General features: G+C 43.4%; 9 protein-coding genes. 8 read left to right on the top strand and 1 reads right to left on the bottom strand.

The window, feature by feature from the left end:
• Nucleotides 1-251 precede the first annotated feature (251 nt).
• Complete coding sequence (locus tag MR764_RS02075; protein ID WP_247977729.1) at nt 252-1,601, top strand: FAD-dependent oxidoreductase; 1,350 nt, start codon at nt 252-254, stop codon at nt 1,599-1,601.
• Nucleotides 1,589-2,773, top strand: a complete 1,185-nt coding sequence (locus MR764_RS02070; protein WP_247977728.1) for a 4Fe-4S binding protein — start codon at nt 1,589-1,591, stop codon at nt 2,771-2,773. The genes MR764_RS02075 and MR764_RS02070 overlap by 13 nt, the downstream gene beginning before the upstream one ends.
• Nucleotides 2,774-2,879: 106 nt before the next feature.
• Here the strand turns inward: MR764_RS02070 and MR764_RS02065 are convergent, their stop codons facing one another.
• Nucleotides 2,880-5,324 (bottom strand): hypothetical protein, encoded by a 2,445-nt coding sequence (locus MR764_RS02065; protein ID WP_247977727.1) that lies wholly within the window; start codon nt 5,322-5,324, stop codon nt 2,880-2,882.
• A 422-nt stretch (nt 5,325-5,746) separates the two neighbouring features.
• On the opposite strand from MR764_RS02065, the gene MR764_RS02060 reads away from it, so the two are divergent.
• The 6 genes from MR764_RS02060 (at nt 5,747) to MR764_RS02035 (ending at nt 17,665) form a co-directional block, all read left to right on the top strand.
• Nucleotides 5,747-7,579: a carboxypeptidase-like regulatory domain-containing protein gene (locus MR764_RS02060; RefSeq protein ID WP_247977726.1), complete on the top strand. Its 1,833-nt coding sequence runs from the start codon at nt 5,747-5,749 to the stop codon at nt 7,577-7,579.
• Nucleotides 7,580-7,590: 11 nt separating this feature from the next.
• Nucleotides 7,591-9,039, top strand: coding sequence for a glycoside hydrolase family 76 protein (locus MR764_RS02055; RefSeq protein ID WP_247977725.1), 1,449 nt, complete (start codon nt 7,591-7,593; stop codon nt 9,037-9,039).
• Nucleotides 9,040-9,060: 21 nt separating this feature from the next.
• Nucleotides 9,061-12,231, top strand: coding sequence for a TonB-dependent receptor (locus tag MR764_RS02050; RefSeq protein ID WP_247977724.1), 3,171 nt, complete (start codon nt 9,061-9,063; stop codon nt 12,229-12,231).
• Between the two features lie 109 nt (nt 12,232-12,340).
• On the top strand, nt 12,341-14,398 hold the full coding sequence (locus tag MR764_RS02045; RefSeq protein ID WP_247977723.1) for a RagB/SusD family nutrient uptake outer membrane protein: 2,058 nt from the start codon (nt 12,341-12,343) through the stop codon (nt 14,396-14,398).
• 35 nt (nt 14,399-14,433) lie between these two features.
• Nucleotides 14,434-15,249, top strand: coding sequence for a DUF3823 domain-containing protein (locus tag MR764_RS02040; protein ID WP_247977722.1), 816 nt, complete (start codon nt 14,434-14,436; stop codon nt 15,247-15,249).
• Nucleotides 15,250-15,463: 214 nt separating this feature from the next.
• Nucleotides 15,464-17,665 carry a hypothetical protein gene (locus MR764_RS02035; RefSeq protein WP_247977721.1) on the top strand — a complete coding sequence of 734 codons (2,202 nt, stop codon included), beginning with the start codon at nt 15,464-15,466 and terminating at the stop codon, nt 17,663-17,665.
• The last annotated feature ends 28 nt before the right edge of the window (nt 17,666-17,693 follow it).

Raw genomic sequence — 17,693 nt, 5'->3', positions numbered from 1 at the left:
AATCCGAACTAACCTTATCATTTAAATAGGAGTTTTGATTCCATATTGTTGCAGCATTAATCACCAAAAAAGCTTGGCAGGAAGGCCTTTCAAACATAAATAAATATAATTTTATAAACTGTTAGTTTTCACAGGATGAATTAGCAAGTAAACGACAGATGCTTTAGCGTTAATCGAATGAACCTGTTTTGCCGGAGAGTCATGATTTATCCGACTAGAAAAAAACGAACTTGACCTAAAAAACCAATTCAATGAAAAGACGTAGCTTTTTAACCCATGCACTGGTAGCAGGAAGCGCTTTAACTTTTGGCGCCGGATGTATCCGAAAAATTGAACCTGCACAAACCAACGAAAGACAAGCCGATAACCCCGGAAATTCACCCTTAAGTGGTGCATCCATTACAGAACCTGCCCGACAAATTCCGATACTTGCCGAAACAGATGTTTTGGTGGTTGGAGGCGGCCCTGCAGGGGTTGCAGCTGCTATTGCAGCCAGTCGTGCCGGAGCTGAAACGTACCTGGTGGAACGCTATAATCACCTGGGGGGATTATGGACAGGAGGTCTTGTTTTGCCGCTGTTGTCTACGCATGCAGTGGATAAAAACCAGCAAACGAAGCAGGTCATTCATGGACTTGGAGGCGAAATGGCCAAACGACTGGCAGATATGGGAATGGCCATCCATGAAATAAACCCGGTTGTTGATCCGGAAGCGGCTAAATATGTGCTGGATGAAATGATCAGGGATGCCGGTGTTAAAATGCTTTACCACACCTGGGGGGCAAATGTCATCATGGAAGGCAACGAGTTAAAAGGTGTTTTTATCGAAAGCAAGTCGGGAAGGATGGCTGTTTTGGCCAAAGTTGTTATCGACTGTACAGGCGACGGCGATATCTTTCATTGGGCAGGCGAACAGTATGATGAGATGAAATATCACATTGGGTTGGTTCACCGCCTCGGAAATGTGGACCGGATCGATAAGACAAAAAGCGGCTACGTAAAAATGGATATCGGAGGAGAAACGCCGATTCAGAGTGTGAACTGGGTAAATATGCACGGAGAAGACAACCAGGATGGTGTCGACATGTTGAACCTTTCACGCCTTCAAATGGATTATCGGCGCCAGGTATGGGAAAATGTACAGAAGATTCGTCAGACACCCGGTCACGAAGAAGTTTTCTTACTCGATACGGCTTCACAGCTTGGGGTAAGAATGTCGCGTATTGTTGATGCAGAATACAAACTGACGCTGGAAGACACCATGACCTTTAGGAATTTTGATGATGTTATTGGCATCAGCGGTGCCTGGACCACCATGCTTTACAAGGGCAAAAAGGTACGCAAACGGGAACGGCCTTACTGGCAGATTCCGCTTCGTTCTCTTATTCCCAAAAAGACGGAAAACCTGCTGGTTGCCGGTCGGTGTTTTAGTTTCGAAAGAGAACTGGTTGAAGACACCCGGATTATCGGAACCTGTCTGATAACCGGGCACGGGGCAGGAGCGGCAGCAGGTTTGGCCGTTAGAGAGCGGCAGGCGGTGAGAAACCTCGACATCTCTAAATTGAGAAAATTGTTGGTGGAACAGAATGTATGGTTAGGCTAGGGGAAATATTCAAACGGCTACGTTTCAGACAGGTGTCTGCCTTGCTGGCTTTGCTGTTGGCTTTGCCTCTGGGATGGAAAGAATTGACGGGATTTTATGCATGGTTGAGTCCTTTTATCCTGCTGAACTCGATATTCGGCTTGAAGTCCGTTGTTTTCCTTAATCTTGCCGGCCTTGTCGTTCTTGTTTTTGTGATCGTCAAAAAGCGTTGGTTTTGTCGGAAGCTTTGTCCGGTAGGATTGGCATGCGATTGGGCATCATCATTCAATAGCGGCAAAAAGAATAGAATAAAAAAGATTCCGTCAATAGGCAAGTGGTTGGCAATTTTTTCATTAGCTGGCGCAATTCTTGGCTTTCCTGTATTCGCTGTTCTTGATCCGACAGCTATTTTTAATGGTTTCTTCGGAGCCTTTTCCCACAGTTCGTCGCTTGTTGTTATCATCTCGCTGGCGGGATTTCCGGTATTGCTCCTAATCCACCTGTTTGTGCCCGGCATTTGGTGTACAAAACTTTGCCCGTTGGGCGGTCTTCAGGATGAAGTTTACCGGATCAAAGAATTCATGGTGACGCAAATGAAAGGAGATCGGAAAACGGCATCCGTTTCTTTTGGAGGTCGGCGACTATTTTTGGCTTCAGGGTTTGGGTTGGTTTCCGGGCTGTTTATTCCCAAACTACTCAAAGGGGAAACGAAACCTTATTTTCGTCCGCCCGGTTCTGTTCCGAAGAAGTATTTTGACTTTCTGTGTGTGCGTTGTGGAAGTTGTATCAAAACCTGTCCTTCAAGTATACTCATTCATCATAAAGATGCAGAGGATGCAGTAAGTTGGATGATTCCTGAAATTAGCTTTGAAAAGGGGTATTGCCTCGAAGACTGCAATTTGTGCAGCCAGGTTTGTCCGAGCGGAGCGATTACTTTATTTGATACAGAAGCCAAAGGTATGCTAAAAATAGGCCTTGCAGAGATTTTGCCGCAGAATTGTCTGCTCACGCAAAACAAAGAGTGTGACCGCTGCAAAGTTGCCTGTAAGTACAATGCGATCAAAATTGACATTCACGGGCCATACGATGCGCTGCCTGTGATCAATCACGATAAATGTAACGGCTGCGGAGCCTGCTTTGTAATTTGTCCTGCAGAGGCGGTAAGAATGAAGCATCTTTCAAGTGAGCTTTAAGAAATAGTGTTTCTGAAATTAGGAGACTGTAAATGAGAAAGACAGACTCGCTCTACAGACATTCGTTATTCAAAATTGGTTTCCGGAAAAACGACGTAAAGCCAGGTTAGCTTAGATTTTGGTACGAATGCGGGTATTTATTCCCCATTATTTTCTTGTATTCAATAACAAATGATTGATACCTGATTTGTGCTTCTTCATTCATTTTCATCCTTTGCATGGCCTTGATCAAATAAGCCAATGCAACATCATTCAATGGGTCGATACTAAATATTGCATCAGCAATGCTAACGGTTGTCTGGTAAAATTCTGCCTCGAAGCATTTACCCAACTCAATTAATAATACCGGTTCCAGCTTTTGTTCAACGGTCTCTTTAAAGGTATCGTAAAGCTGATGATCGGACGATTTCAAAAACTTTCCACGAACAACAATCGACACCAATTCATCTCTGTATTCTTCCACATTTTCAGCAGAAATTATCTCAATACACCGGGTGTAATCACAATACAGTGCTGGGTTAGCTACAATCTTAAAACAGCCTTTCTCGTAAATTAATTCAATTCCATCCAGCTCTTCCAGTACTTTTCGCAAATGATTGATGGTAACTCCCCGTGAGTTTTTAACCTTATCGGTGGGTCTGCCCGGCCATAAAACATCGCTTAGACGCTGAGAAGTGATTCCATCGCCTTCCGCACTATACTGCATGATCAGACAAAATGTTTGTTTGAGTTTTGCACTGAACATGTAAGTTATATCCTTGTTTCTTCGGTCGCGTACCTCAAAATCGCCAAACAGATAGATTGCATTCGCCTTCGATGTGGTTTTTATTTTAACTTCTTTTTCAGGCTCAGTTAATGTTGAAACATCTTCCTGGGTGACATTATGTTTTCGTTTTTTATACAAAAGATAGCCGGCTCCGGCAGCACATCCGGCAATTATTACCAGTAAAAAAGTGCTTGTATTGTTGTTCTTACCTTTTGAAAAGCTTTTTAATTCTTGTGCGGTAATGGGGGGAAACGCCAAAGAATAAACTTTTAGCGTAGATGAAATATCGTCATCAAACTCCTGAACAGTGGCGTATAAATTATTAAGGCCTGCATCGTAATAGATATTGGCATTGGTTGTAATCTTGTCAGAGCGGATTGGAATGGAGTCTCCCAAAATCTCATAACTGCCATCGGCCAGTGAAAAACGGTACAATTTCAGGAAAGAGGCAGAAAAATGTTCCGGGTAGCATAAGGTATAAAAACAGGAATCATCCAATATCACCATTCCTCTAACCGGAACCACGTTATCTTTATCCCACTGAATTTTCCAGCGTTTTGAAATGTTTCGTGTCGTTAAATCAACCTGGTAGAGATCGTAGTAATATTTTCGTCCAACAATTTGTTCGCCCGATTCGTTTCCCATACCTCCAAAAATGTAAATAGAGTTGGTCTTTTTGAGATACCCTACTGATGAAAAATAGCGGGGAGACAGAAAATCGCCGGAGAATTCGTCAAGTTTATTCCATGTTTTGTCGTTCAAATCATACGAGAAAAAACTCCTGCAGTAATGCATACTTCCAAAACCACCGAATATCGTGTACTTTCCGGTCGATGAATCAAAATAAGAGCCGTGATGATGCAGCTGAGTAGGTAATTGATCCTGACTTTCACCGGTCCACTTGTACGTATCCAGATTCAGGCTGGCGACAGTGGCACCTTTGTAAGCGGTGTCTTCAAAGAATACTTCGTAGGAGTACAATTTATTGTTGGTCGGTTCAAGGAAGTTGGTCCCTAAAATAAGCTCAACGGGGCATTTCTCTTCAAATGTTTGCGTTTGGGTGTTGTTCGATCTTACGTTATAAATAATTAGAGAGTCGCGGTTAAAATAGTAAATCTCCTTTTTGTCCGGGTTATAGTTCGCACCGGCTACGGATTTTGATTTAAAGGATGTTTGATATCTCCAATGATAAGCGTCGTTAATAAGCCATTCCGGGTTGGACACTATTCCCACATCTTTCCCTTTATCGTCGTGGACTACATTCCCTTCATTTTCGTTTAGCGGAAACATATATTTCTCTTTATTTCCTATCGAAAGATCTTTAATGGCAAAAGTTGGAACATCGATAATAAAGTCGCTTTTCCCAAAAAGTACAACAGGATAGTACGGATCGGGAAGATCGGCATGGCCTATGGAAAATGTTTTGTTATGAATGGTCAACTTAATGGAATCGTTTTTCAGATCGAACGAAAGTTTCATTTTGAACCAGTTCATATTCAAGAGTTCCTCCTTGTCCATGTTGGCGGTGATCAGGTTACTTTTCCCTTCCTCGTTAAACTTGAAGGAAAGGTTGCTGCCCTGCCCGTCGTAAAAGAGATTGTATATCCTGTTGTTTTCAGTGTTTTTGATTCGGATAATATATCCGATCGGGTTAGTGGGGTAAAGCGCTAAGCCAAATTCAATATTAAAGGAGTCAGAAAAAGCTACAGCATTGTTACCAAAGACATCGTAGGAGGTTCTCTTGTCAATGGGTTGTTCTCCTCCGCTAAACTTTAAGCCTCCCAAGAATGATTTTTGAACACTGAGAAGAGTAAACAATAAGAGTATGTACAGTTTAATTGATGTCAGCATAGCTTTTAAATTCCCCTAAAATCCCGAACATTTCCTCTGTTGAAATATTAAAATTTCGGTTTTGAAAATGTAATTGTGGGGTAAAGATATTAAAATTCTATCAGCGGCAACAAAATGCAATTCTGGTCAAAAATGTTACAGTTGTTCCATCCGGATAAATTGGAAATTACCGGAATGATTAATAATATTTTCTGAAAATTAACCCTGTTTTAACCCATATTTTAACCAGTCCTCTCCAACATTTGCGGCAATTCTAAAAAAAAGCATGTGCAGATTGTGAACTGCTATTCATAATGAAACAAATAGGTTCGAATGAACTGAACAGTGTTTTTAACTTATTAAATGTAATTCTTACAATGAAACTAATTAAAATCTTACGATCCTTTGTGTTCGTTGCTTTAATGGGGACAGTTCTGTTCTCTGTAAATTCCTGCCAGGACGATGACGAGTCTGGAAATATCGGCTTCGGTACAGTGGTCGGCACTGTGACCGATGCTGACGGAACTCCGGTTTCGGATGTTACCGTTACAATCTCGGGAGTTAATGAAGAAGATATTACGGTAACCAGCGGTACAGATGGAACATATACCGCTGACAATGTGTCGATGAAAACCCATGCGGTGAAATTCTCAAAAGAAGGTTGGTTAACAGTGAGCGTAACGGTTACCGCCGAAAAATTCGATGCCAATAAAGTGGTAGCCGCGAATGCGACCCTGGTAAACGCTTCTGCAAAAATTACCGGTACTATTATCGATGCCAAAAACGGCGGAACACCTCTTGCCGATGTAACTGTTAGCGTTGGTCCGGCTGGTTCTGCTACAAGTGGTTCTGACGGAAAATACGAAATCGGAAACATGGTTGCTGCTGATTATACCATCACATTTACAAAAGCAAATTATGTAACCATCACCAAAGCAATTGTAAAAGATGATTTTGTTGACGGTGTAGTTAGCCTGGATGTTCAGATGGGTGGACAGGAATTACTGCGTGGCCTGACTGCCGACGATCTTTCGGGTGCTGATAAATGGTACTACAACGAATACCGCGGAGGTGGTAATGCTGATGCATATCCTCACTGGGACTGGGCCTGCGACTATATGTGTTCACTTACTTTCTGGGGTAACTGGGAAGAACAGTGGGAAGGAACTACTTTGCGTATTCGCAATGATGAAGATCAACGCAGCAATCCTGCCGATCTTGATGTGTTCGATTCTTACACCTACGGAAGTAAATTGATCACGGAAGACAACAAGATCATGTCTCTCAGAATTCGTACGCACAATGCAGACGAAGCGAGTCCAGCTTATTTCGGTGTACAGGTTATTGACCTTTCTGCAGCACAGCCAACAGCCGTTAAAGTTGGAGATACAAAAACATGGGGCTCTGGCAACTATACCGATTTTGATTTCGATTTAAGTGATTACGTTGGAAAAGAAGTGATCATCGCAGTTGGTATTTACCGTCAGCAAACCGGCGATTACTGGAAACAACTTGTATTGCGTGCTATCCGTTTTGCTGATCGCAAAGTAGAAAACTGGGATTGGCTGCCGGGTACCGATGTTGTTGATGGTTGGAAACTGTCGATTGAAACGGCACGTTCTACTATGCCTCATATAAAATCTTCATTCACAGGCATTAGCCCTATCAGTGCCGGAAGAAATGTTAGCATGTCAGACGGATACCCGGTGGCTTATCATGCTTGGCGCGATGTTGCCCATGTTGGTGCTGAATGGTCGTTTGTTCCGCTCAGAAAAGACCCTGAAGTGTTCCCTTCTGAAGGTTACATTATCAAAACACGTAACACACCTGATGTGGATACAAAGGTGCCTGAATCATATCTATATGCGAAATTTTCGATTGCTTCGGGTCACAATCAGCTGACTTTCAGTACACGAAATTTCGGAAGCAACTATACTTTCTTCAAAATTACAGCCATTCAGGACAATGGTACGGTTACTCATCTTACCCCGCAGTCGAATACTGCACAGGAAGCAAGTGCCGCCAACGATGGTTGCTGGAAATTCAAACACGGAGACGGTGGAGCCGGTAATCCTGAAGGATATGCTTCGTTTGTATACGACTTGTCGCAGTTTAATGGCGAAAATGTAACCATCGTCCTCGGTGTATACAACGGTGCTGCCAATACCGGCGAAAACAAACTGGTTATCCACACTATTGACTTGAACTAAAAAATAATATAATGAGATTTTTTCGCACAATAATTGTTATTGCTTGCCTTATCCCTTTAATTACAATTGCCTGTAGCAAAACGGGATCTGACGACGATCCTGTCAACCCGCCGGTTGGCGAGCTTAGTCTTTCAGAACAGAATCTTGTTCGGGCTATGGAACTGACGGATGCTGCTGTGGCTTCCCATTTCACTGGAGATGGGATGGCTATGGCCCGTTATTACAATCCTTACACAGGCGTTCGTTCGGAGGAAAAGGGAAGTATTTGGATGTATACCAGTGCAATTGAAGCTGTAAATGCTATACTTCATGGACTTAAAGCTGAAAAAGCCAGTGGAGAATCCAAGCTTTATGACCAGAATTTCAATCGTTACACTGAGTTGCTTTACAAACTGTACGACAACGCAGCGTACTACCTCGGAACTTTCGAACTGGTTTCCTATACACAGACAAAAGAATGGTCGGTATACGGTGTAAATCGTGGATCTTCCAAAGGATCAGCTAAAGTGGAAGGAATTGAAAACGTTTATGACGATCAAATGTGGTTGGTTCGTGAACTTATCGAAGCTTATAAACTAACCGGCAACAACGAGTACTTGCAAACCGCAGAATACCTGACGGAGTATGTTCTTGACGGATGGGATTGCACCCGCGATGCCAACGGTGACGAGATCGGAGGTATAACCTGGGGCCCGGGTTACGTTACAAAACATTCGTGCAGTAACGGACCAATGGTAAGTCCGCTTGTATGGCTCTATGAATTGTACAAAGACAAAAGCGACGAATTGACCTATCGTTACATCGATGCTACGGATAAGCAAACACGCAAAACCGTACAGATGAAAAAAAGCGACTATTACCTGGATTTTGCCAAAAAAATTTATGACTGGCAAAAGAAATATTTGTTGCGTTCTGATGGTGTTTATGACGATATGATGGGTGGTTGTGCTCCCGGAAATCCTCAAACAGAAGTGATTGACGGAGTAACCTACCGAAAAGGAATTACTTGTCGTGATCGTGTTGGGCCGGCTATTACTTACAACACCGGGACAATGCTTTCAGGTGCTGCCGATTTGTTTCAGGTTACCGGAGACGATTTGTACCTGGACGATGCCACGAAATTGTCGAATGCAAGTTTCAGCTATTTCGCTGTGCTGGGCAGCACGAAGCCGGGATACTATTCTTATGATATCAGCGGTTTCAGAAACTGGTTCAACGGTGTAATGATGCGTGGTTACGTGGATGTTTATCCTGCTTACGAAAATGTAGGCGAGTACATTGAAAGCTTTCAGAAAAACCTTGATTACGGATACGACAACTTCGTTTACAACGGCTTCCTTCCAACAAACTTACTGGTTGGCTGGAGTTACGATAATTCGAAGAACAAAACCGAAGCGATGTTCAACTTCGCATTTGCAGCCGAGTATGCGGTTTTGGCACGATATGAACTGGAAAAATAAAACCAAATAACATTTATTCTTATGATACAAAGTCGATATACAAAAGTTACGCAGTTTTTGCGTCTGATTGTGTTCATCGTGATTTTTATGCCCTTTTCTTCATGGGCGCAAAATATCACGGTATCGGGTATTGTTACAGATAACAATAACGAACCGATTGTTGGAGCGACTGTGGCTGTTAAAAATACCACGGTAGGAACTATTACGAATATTAGCGGAGAATATTCCCTTGATGTACCGCAAAATGCTATGCTGGTATTTCAGTTTCTGGGGTATACAACAAAAGAAGAAGCCGTTAACTCTCGTTCAAAAATTAATATTGTACTTGAAGTTGATGCCCAAAGCCTTGATGAGGTAGTGATTGTGGGTTACGGTACACAGAAGAAAGTTACTTTAACCGGATCAGTGGCCGGGGTGAAAGGTGAGGAAATGCGCCAAACCAAAAACGAAAACCCGCAAAACATGTTGGCAGGTAGAATTGCCGGTGTGCGAGTGTGGCAGAAAAGTGCAGAACCAGGTGCGTTTAACAACAACTTCGACATCCGTGGTTTAGGTTCACCGCTCGTTGTAATTGATGGCGTACCACGTACAACAGCAGAGTTTCAGCGCCTTAATTCTAACGATATTGAAGATATATCGGTACTGAAAGATGCTTCTGCAGCTATTTACGGGGTGCGTGCTGCAAACGGTGTTGTTCTGGTTACTACCAAAAAAGGATCAACCGACGGGAAGACAACCGTTTCTTACAATGGTTCTTTCACTTTCCAGAAACCTTCAGGAATGCCTGTATTGGCTGATGCATTTGAAACCATGACCTTGTACAACGAAAGGGCCATGAATAACATCAATGGTGGAAACATCATTTATGATGAACAGGATTTTGAGGACTACCGCAACGGAACACGCAGAACTACCGATTGGACATCGCTGCTATTCTCTGATTACTCGCCGCAAACTCAGCATGATATCAGTATTACCGGTGGAACGAACAAAACACAGTATTACGTTGCAATGGGATATTTTTACCAGGAAGGTTTCTTCAAGTCAGGTGATTTGAATTACGATAAATACAACCTGCGTTCAAACATCAGCACTGAAATTGCAAAGGGATTGAAACTTGATCTGAACTTAAGCGGTATCAACGATCAACGTAATAATCCTTATTCAAGTCCAGTGGATATTATCCGTAACTACTGGCGTCAAGGGGTGTTGTACCCTGCTTATGCCGATCCGGATAACACCATGCTAAACTACGAAGGCCTTGATCTGGAAGAAAACACAGTGGCAAAAATGACTTCTGATATTTCCGGTTACCGTAAATACAACCAGAAATATTTTCAGTCTTCAGCTGCGTTGAATTTTGATTTTGGCACATTGTCGTCAGCCTTGAAAGGTTTATCGGCTAAAGCTTTGGTTAGTTACGACTACCGCAAAGACGACAACAACATTTACCGGAAAGAATACTATCAGTATGCTTACAATCCGCTGACAGATTCTTACGATTCCAAATTGTATAATTCAAGTTCGCCCAACCAGATTCGTCGCGAGATGTACAGCAAACAACAGGTTTTGGGACAATTCATTTTGAACTACAACAATACTTTCGATGATCTTCATAAAGTAAGCGGACTTTTGGGTTGGGAAACTCAGAAACGTACCGGTGATAACTTTTATGCACAACGTGACCTGGCTTTTGGTATGGAATATCTTTTTGCCGGTGTGGATGAAAACCAGCTTGGCGGAATGCAAAGTGGCTTGAATGACATCTACGAACTTGCCAACTCAGCATTGATCGGAAGAGCAAATTATGCCTTTGCTGATCGTTACATTGCCGAAGTGCAGTTCCGTTACGACGGTTCATCGAAGTTTGCAAAAGGTCACCAATGGGGATTTTTCCCATCTGCTTCGGTAGGTTGGCGTGTATCGGAAGAATCTTTCTTTCAGTCGGTTTCAGCTTTGTCGTTTGTTGATCAGTTGAAGCTTCGTGCCAGTTACGGTGTGCTGGGAGACGATGGTGAATTACAATACGATTGGGCAACAGGTTATACTTATCCGGCTGTGAGCGGTAACGCTGAAAAGGGATATTATAACCAATATGCACCGGGTTATATGTTTGGAAGTGAGTTTGTTTACGGTGTTTCAACATTGGCATTGCCCAACGAGTTGATTACATGGTTTACTGCTCATACGCTTGACCTCGGTGTTGATTTTGAAGGTTGGGATGGTTTGTTTGGCTTTTCTTTCGATTATTTCGATCGTCGCAGAAAAGGCCGTTTCGCCCGTCGTTCAGGCGATTTGCCTACAGTTGTTGGTGCTACTGCTCCCCGTGAAAACCTGGATAGCGACCGTCACTACGGTATGGATCTCGAACTTTCTCACCGAAATAAAATTGGCGATTTCCAATACAAAGTAAAAGCGATTGGAACCATCACCCGTCAGAAATATATGACTGCGTCAGAAAAAGGGCCCTACGGAAACTCTTACGACCAGTGGCGTAACGACAATCTTACCAACCGTTACCAGGGAGTTGTATTTGGTTATGAATCAGCCGGTCGCTTTGAAAACTGGGACGATATCTGGTCGTACTCATTATACAAAGAAAGAAACGTCCTTCCGGGCGATTACAAATATCTGGACTGGAACGGCGACGGTCAGATCGACGGTTTGGATGAACATCCGATTGCTTACGACCAGACTCCGTGGCTGAACTTCAGTTTGAACTACGAATGTTCGTACAAAAATTTTGACATGAACCTGCTTTTCCAGGGATCGGCACTGGGTTCAATGGAATACAAAGAACCGCTTTACTCGATCTGGGGTAGCAACGGTGGTGGTACACTGGTTCAATACCTCGATCGCTGGCACCCGGTTGATCCAACTGCTGATCCTTACGATCCGGAAACTGAATGGGTGAGTGGCTATTACGGTTACACCGGAAACTATCCGCGTAGTAATTCAGAATTCAACCGTGTAAGTACAGCTTACCTTCGTTTGAAAAGCGTTGAATTAGGTTACACGCTGCCAACGGTAAAAGCCTTACCATCAATGAATCTGCGTGTGTTTGCCAATGCTTATAACCTGTTTACCATTACCGGGGTGAAATTTGTAGATCCGGAACATCCGGATGATGATTTGGGACGAATGTATCCGCTTAGCAAAACTTTCACGTTAGGCGTTTCAGCAACGTTTTAAAAATTATTGTAAGAACTTATGAATCATAATTTGATTACAAAATGAAACGAGTCCCGAGTGCTCGGGACGAGTTACATGAGTTACCATAAAAATAAACAATTATAAACGAATGAAAAGAATATATATATTATCGCTGATCGGCTTATTGTTCTTCTCCGCATGTACGGACTTGGATATTCCGCCCAAAAACATCATTAGCGACGATGATTTGCTGACTACTGAATCGGGGATGGAAATTTACATGGCCCGGATGTACAGTAACATGCCTTTCGAAGATTTCAAATACATGGCTCAATGGGGAGTTGAATTTAACTCCTGGCTGGGTGCTCTGGGTATTGAAGGAACCGGAGAGGCGCTGAACCGCGACGGAATTTGTTCTGCTTTTACCAGCGAACGCACTCCTTACTGGGGAAAAGCATTCACTTTGTTACGTGATGCCAACTATCTGCTCGAAACATTGCCGGAGTATAAAAATTCATTTCCGGAAGTAACCTATAATCATTATTTGGGCGAAGCTTATTTTGTGCGTGCAACCGTATTTTACGCAATGGCCCGTCGTTTTGGCGGTGTGCCGCTGGTAACAAAAGTAATTCCTTATCCGGCAGATCAGGATGAACTGGAAGTGCCGCGTGCAACCGAAGAAGAAACCTGGGATCAGGTACTGGCCGATTTCGACATGGCTGCAGAATTATTGCAACCCACCAGCCCTAAAAGTGGATACTCGAACAAATACGTAGCATTGTCATTTAAATCGGAAGCAATGTTGTATGCCGGTAGCATTGCCAAATACAACGAAACTGTTACAGGTCGTTTGACCGGTTTTGGTGAGAAAACAGGTGTTCGCGTAATTGGTTTTGCTGATGACGCATGGGAGTCAGCTTCTAAAAAATACTTTAAAGAAGCGTACCTGGCTGCACAGGAAGTAATGAGAAGTGGTAATTATTCGCTTTACATGAAAAAATGGGCAGCAAACGATCCTGATGCTCAGGCTCAAAATATGGTAGATATGTTCAGCGATCTGACCAGCCCTGAAAATATTTACGTAAGAGAATATTCTTATCCTACTTTAGCACACGGATACGATGCCTACAGCGCTCCGTTTATTTTCAAAGCACCTCTGGCTTCCGGAACTTGTCCAACACTTGATTTCCTGGAGTTGTACGATGGTTTTGATCGCTACGAAGACGGCACACTAAGAGTAACTGACGGGTCGTCAAACACCAACGGAAATTACCTGATGTACGATAACCCAACAGATCTTTTCAAAGATGCTGAACCTCGTTTACGTGCCTATGTAATTTTTCCGGGTACTATGTTCAAAGGAAAAGAAATTGAGATCCGTGCGGGAGTTTATACCGGTGCAGGTCCGGTTCAGCCGCTGTTTAATGATTATTCATACCAAACTGCTGAAACCCGTTACCAAAACCTGGATGCTTACAAACAGGCTCCGAAATCGCTTTACTTAAGCCCGAGAGAAGGTAACAGCCAGGAAACTGTAGAATACAACGGTGCTCAAATGACAGCTGCCGGAGCTAACGGTCCTTTCTATGATAACGGAGAAGGTTGTTTAACCGGTTTGTATGGTCGTAAATATTTGAATCCCGATCCTTCGTTTGAAGCTGGTGAAGGTAAATCAGATCAACCGTTTGTTCTGATGCGCTATGCTGAAGTGTTGCTGAATGCCGCGGAAGCAGCTGTTGAATTGTCGTTGGCGGGTGAAGTATCGCCTGACGGATCGAACATGTTGCAGGTTGCTACCGACGCTGTTAACGACATTCGCGAGCGTGCCGGAGCAACATTACTGACCAGCAACATTACTTCAGATGTAGCCAGTCGTAACATCGTTCGCAAAGAGCGTCGTAAAGAGCTAGCACTGGAGCACAAAACAAAATGGGACCTGCGTCGCTGGAGAGTTCAGCACTACGAAGGACGTGACGGTTTCTGGGGAGAGCAAAGAGACAAAGATGCATTTAGTAACAATGCCCGTTACCGTTTCCGCGGTCTGTACCCGTTCTTCTCAACCGAAACCGGAAAATATTTCTTCGATGCCCGTTTCCAATGGGTAAGTCTGAAAACGTTCGAATACAATATTGTTGATTACTATTTTGCAATTCCGGGTGGTGAAGTAACGAAGAGTCCGGTAATTGATCAGCAACCGAACAGGTAATAAGTAATGTTTAATAACAATTAAGAACATCGAAAATGAAAAAAATAGGATTTTATATATTATCGGTTGTGTTGTTTGCTTTTAGCTCGTGCAGCATCTTTGAGATGGATAACTATGATGAACCCGCAGAAACTCTGCAAGGTGAAGTAGTGGATGCAGCAACCGGCGAACCCGTACTTACCGATCAGGGAAGTGAAGGTATCCGTGTACGTTTAACCGAACTCAGCTGGGGCGACAATGTAACGCACAATCCGGATTTCTACGCCATGGCTGATGGTACATTCCAGAACACAAAATTGTTTAAAGGTACCTACAACGTTCTCATCGACGGACCTTTTATTCCGCTGCTTCGTGAAGATGAACGCGGAGTTCCGCTCGCCGATGAAACTCAAACGCTGGATATTGAAGGTGTTACAAAAGTAAGATTCGAAGTGCAGCCTTTCCTGAAAATTGAATGGGTAGAAGAACCAACGGTAAGCAATGGGAAAATTACAGCCAAAGTGCGTGTTACCCGTGCGGTTTCAGAGGCAGATTTCCAGGCCAAAATTGAACCGATGGGCGGCTACAACAGTAGTTTCCTGAATGTTACCGACATTCAGCTTTTTGTGAGCTATTCTTCAAGTGTTGGTTACCGCGCCCGCGACGAGCGCTGGTCAAGCAAAATTGAATATTCAGGTTCGGCATTCAGTTCATTGTTAGGAGAAACCGTCACCATCGAATCAAACGGAACAATTCCGGAAGGAAGAATCGTATTTATCCGTGCAGCCGCTCGTATTAATTTCGATACTCCGAAAGGAAGCGGTACCAGAAGATGGAACTACAACGAAGCAAAAGAAGTGATGATTCCTTAGGGAAGAAAGTGGTTTAAGGTCACCGGTTTTGGGGGTGGCTTTAAAACCACAAATAAATTGGAACAGGAATCTGGTTTTTGAAAATCAGAGAACTCATTTTTAATTAAGCTGATCGGATAAACATCCGAAAGCGAATCATAGATTATTGTAATTGGTCATCCCTGCTTATCTTAGTAGGGATGATTTTATTCATTTGACAAAAATACCTATACCAATGCGAAAATCGATCTTATTTTTCCTTTTGCCGGCACTGATCTTTCAGGCTTGTTCTCAGCCTTCGGTAAAAGAAGAAAAGAAACCTGATCAACCCAAAGAGAAAACAGCTTTTCAAACTTCCAATCCGTGGAAACCCGTCATCGATGTGCGGGCAGACGTAGCAATTGTTTACAGCGTAAAAGACCACCACGAGAAAGGAAACATGACTTTCGAAGAACGCGTGCAGTCGTGGCGCGACCGTGGATACACCACGCATTTTATGACCGGGATTGCCTGGGGGGAATACCAGGATTATTTTACCGGCGAGTGGGACGGGAAATGGCATCTCGACGAAGGGCAGGTAACCCAACGTGGAGACACCATTTGGCATGGTCACATGGTTCCCTACATCATTCCTTCCATGAATTTCATAAAATACATGAAGGAGAAAGTGATTAAACGCGTGATTGATGCAGGTATTGATGCAATCTTTCTCGAAGAGCCCGAATTCTGGGCCCGTTCGGGGTACAGCGATGCCTTTAAACGGGAATGGAAAGAATATTACGGATTCGACTGGCGGCCTCAGCATGAGTCTCCCGAGAATACATATTTATCAAATAAACTTAAATATCATCTATACTACAGGGCTTTGAACGAATGTTTTACTTACGCCAAAGAATACGGGAAAAGTAAAGGCATGAATGTTCGTTGTTACGTTCCCACGCATTCGCTGGTAAATTATTCGCAGTGGCAAATCGTGAGCCCGGAAGCCAGCCTTGCTTCATTGCCTTGCGTGGATGGTTATATTGCCCAGGTTTGGACCGGCACTTCGCGCGAACCCAACTATTTTAACGGCAAAGCCAAAGAGCGTGTGTTTGAAACCGCCTTTCTGGAATACGGTTCCATGGAATCGATGACTGCGCCCACCGGAAGAAAAATGTTTTTCCTGACTGACCCGATTGAGGACTGGCCGCGCGACTGGACTGATTACAAAAAGAACTATCAGGCTACTTTTACAGCTCAGCTTTTGTATCCGATGATTGCAGATTACGAAGTTATGCCTTGGCCCAACCGTATTTACCAGGGTTATTACCGCACCAGCGCCAACAGCGAAGAGAAAGAACGTATTCCGCGTTTTTATTCCACACAAATGCAGGTAATGATCAACACCCTGAACAACATGCCTTTGTCGGAAAACAAAGTAAGCGGTTCACAGGGAATCGGAGTGTTGATGTCGAATTCGCTGATGTTCCAGCGTTTCCCAACGCACAACGGTTATGAAGATCCGCAGCTCTCTAATTTTTACGGGCAGGCACTTCCCCTTTTAAAGCGTGGCGTTCCGCTAAAAACCGTTCATATCGAAAACGTTTCGTTCGCAAAAACATGGAAAGATGTGAAAGTGCTGATCATGTCGTATTCCAATATGAAACCGATGGACCAGTCAGCACACGACCACATTGCCGAATGGGTGAAAAACGGCGGAGTGCTGGTGTACTGCGGCCGCGACGAGGATGCTTTTCAGAGTGTACAGGAGTGGTGGAATACCAATGGAAATAACTTTAAAGCGCCCTCCGAAGACCTGTTCTTGAAAATGGGTTTGGAAGCACCATTTAAGGCTGGTGAGTTTGAACACGGCAAAGGAAAAGTTTGCATTCTACGCAACGATCCAAAGGAATTTGTGCTGCAGGAAAACAACGACAGCGAATTTATAAGTACCGTAAATACTTTGTATAAAGAAGAAACCGACAGCGATCTTGAGTTTAAAAACTCTTTTGCACTCACACGAGGACCATATGAACTTATTTCAGTTGTCGATGAAAATGCGGATCAAACTCCGTATACGATCAAAGGAAAACTGATCGATCTGTTTGATCCTGAAATTCCTGTTTTGGATGAAAAACAGGTGAATTCCGGTGAGCAGGCGTTTCTGTTCAATATCGGAAGTGTAGAAGATTCGGAAACTCCGCAAGTGCTGGCCACTGCTGCCAGGGTGTACGACGAAAACAGAACATCAAATGACTATTCGTTTGTGGCCAAAAGTCCTTTGAATACGACCAACGTGATGCGCGTGTTGTTACCCGAAAAACCGGTTAAAATGGAGGTAAAGGATGCAAGCGGTAATCTTTTACAAGCAGATACTTCGTGGGATGAAGCCAGCAAAACCTGCTTCCTGAGTTTTGAAAACAATCCGGATGGAGTGCATGTAAAGTTGAGTTGGTAACTTTCTTAATAGGATTGAGAATCAGAAA

Source organism: Maribellus sp. YY47, from assembly GCF_023111095.1.
Classification (GTDB): domain Bacteria; phylum Bacteroidota; class Bacteroidia; order Bacteroidales; family Prolixibacteraceae; genus Draconibacterium.
Note: the sequence above shows the minus strand (reverse complement) of the source record. Positions and strands in the feature narration are given on the sequence as shown.

Coding starts and splice junctions, on each gene's coding strand:
- MR764_RS02070 (WP_247977728.1), top strand. CDS start 1,589: ATGGTTAGGCTAGGGGAAATATTCAAACGGCTACGTTTCAGACAGGTG.
- MR764_RS02040 (WP_247977722.1), top strand. CDS start 14,434: ATGAAAAAAATAGGATTTTATATATTATCGGTTGTGTTGTTTGCTTTT.
- MR764_RS02050 (WP_247977724.1), top strand. CDS start 9,061: ATGATACAAAGTCGATATACAAAAGTTACGCAGTTTTTGCGTCTGATT.
- MR764_RS02055 (WP_247977725.1), top strand. CDS start 7,591: ATGAGATTTTTTCGCACAATAATTGTTATTGCTTGCCTTATCCCTTTA.
- MR764_RS02045 (WP_247977723.1), top strand. CDS start 12,341: ATGAAAAGAATATATATATTATCGCTGATCGGCTTATTGTTCTTCTCC.
- MR764_RS02075 (WP_247977729.1), top strand. CDS start 252: ATGAAAAGACGTAGCTTTTTAACCCATGCACTGGTAGCAGGAAGCGCT.
- MR764_RS02035 (WP_247977721.1), top strand. CDS start 15,464: ATGCGAAAATCGATCTTATTTTTCCTTTTGCCGGCACTGATCTTTCAG.
- MR764_RS02060 (WP_247977726.1), top strand. CDS start 5,747: ATGAAACTAATTAAAATCTTACGATCCTTTGTGTTCGTTGCTTTAATG.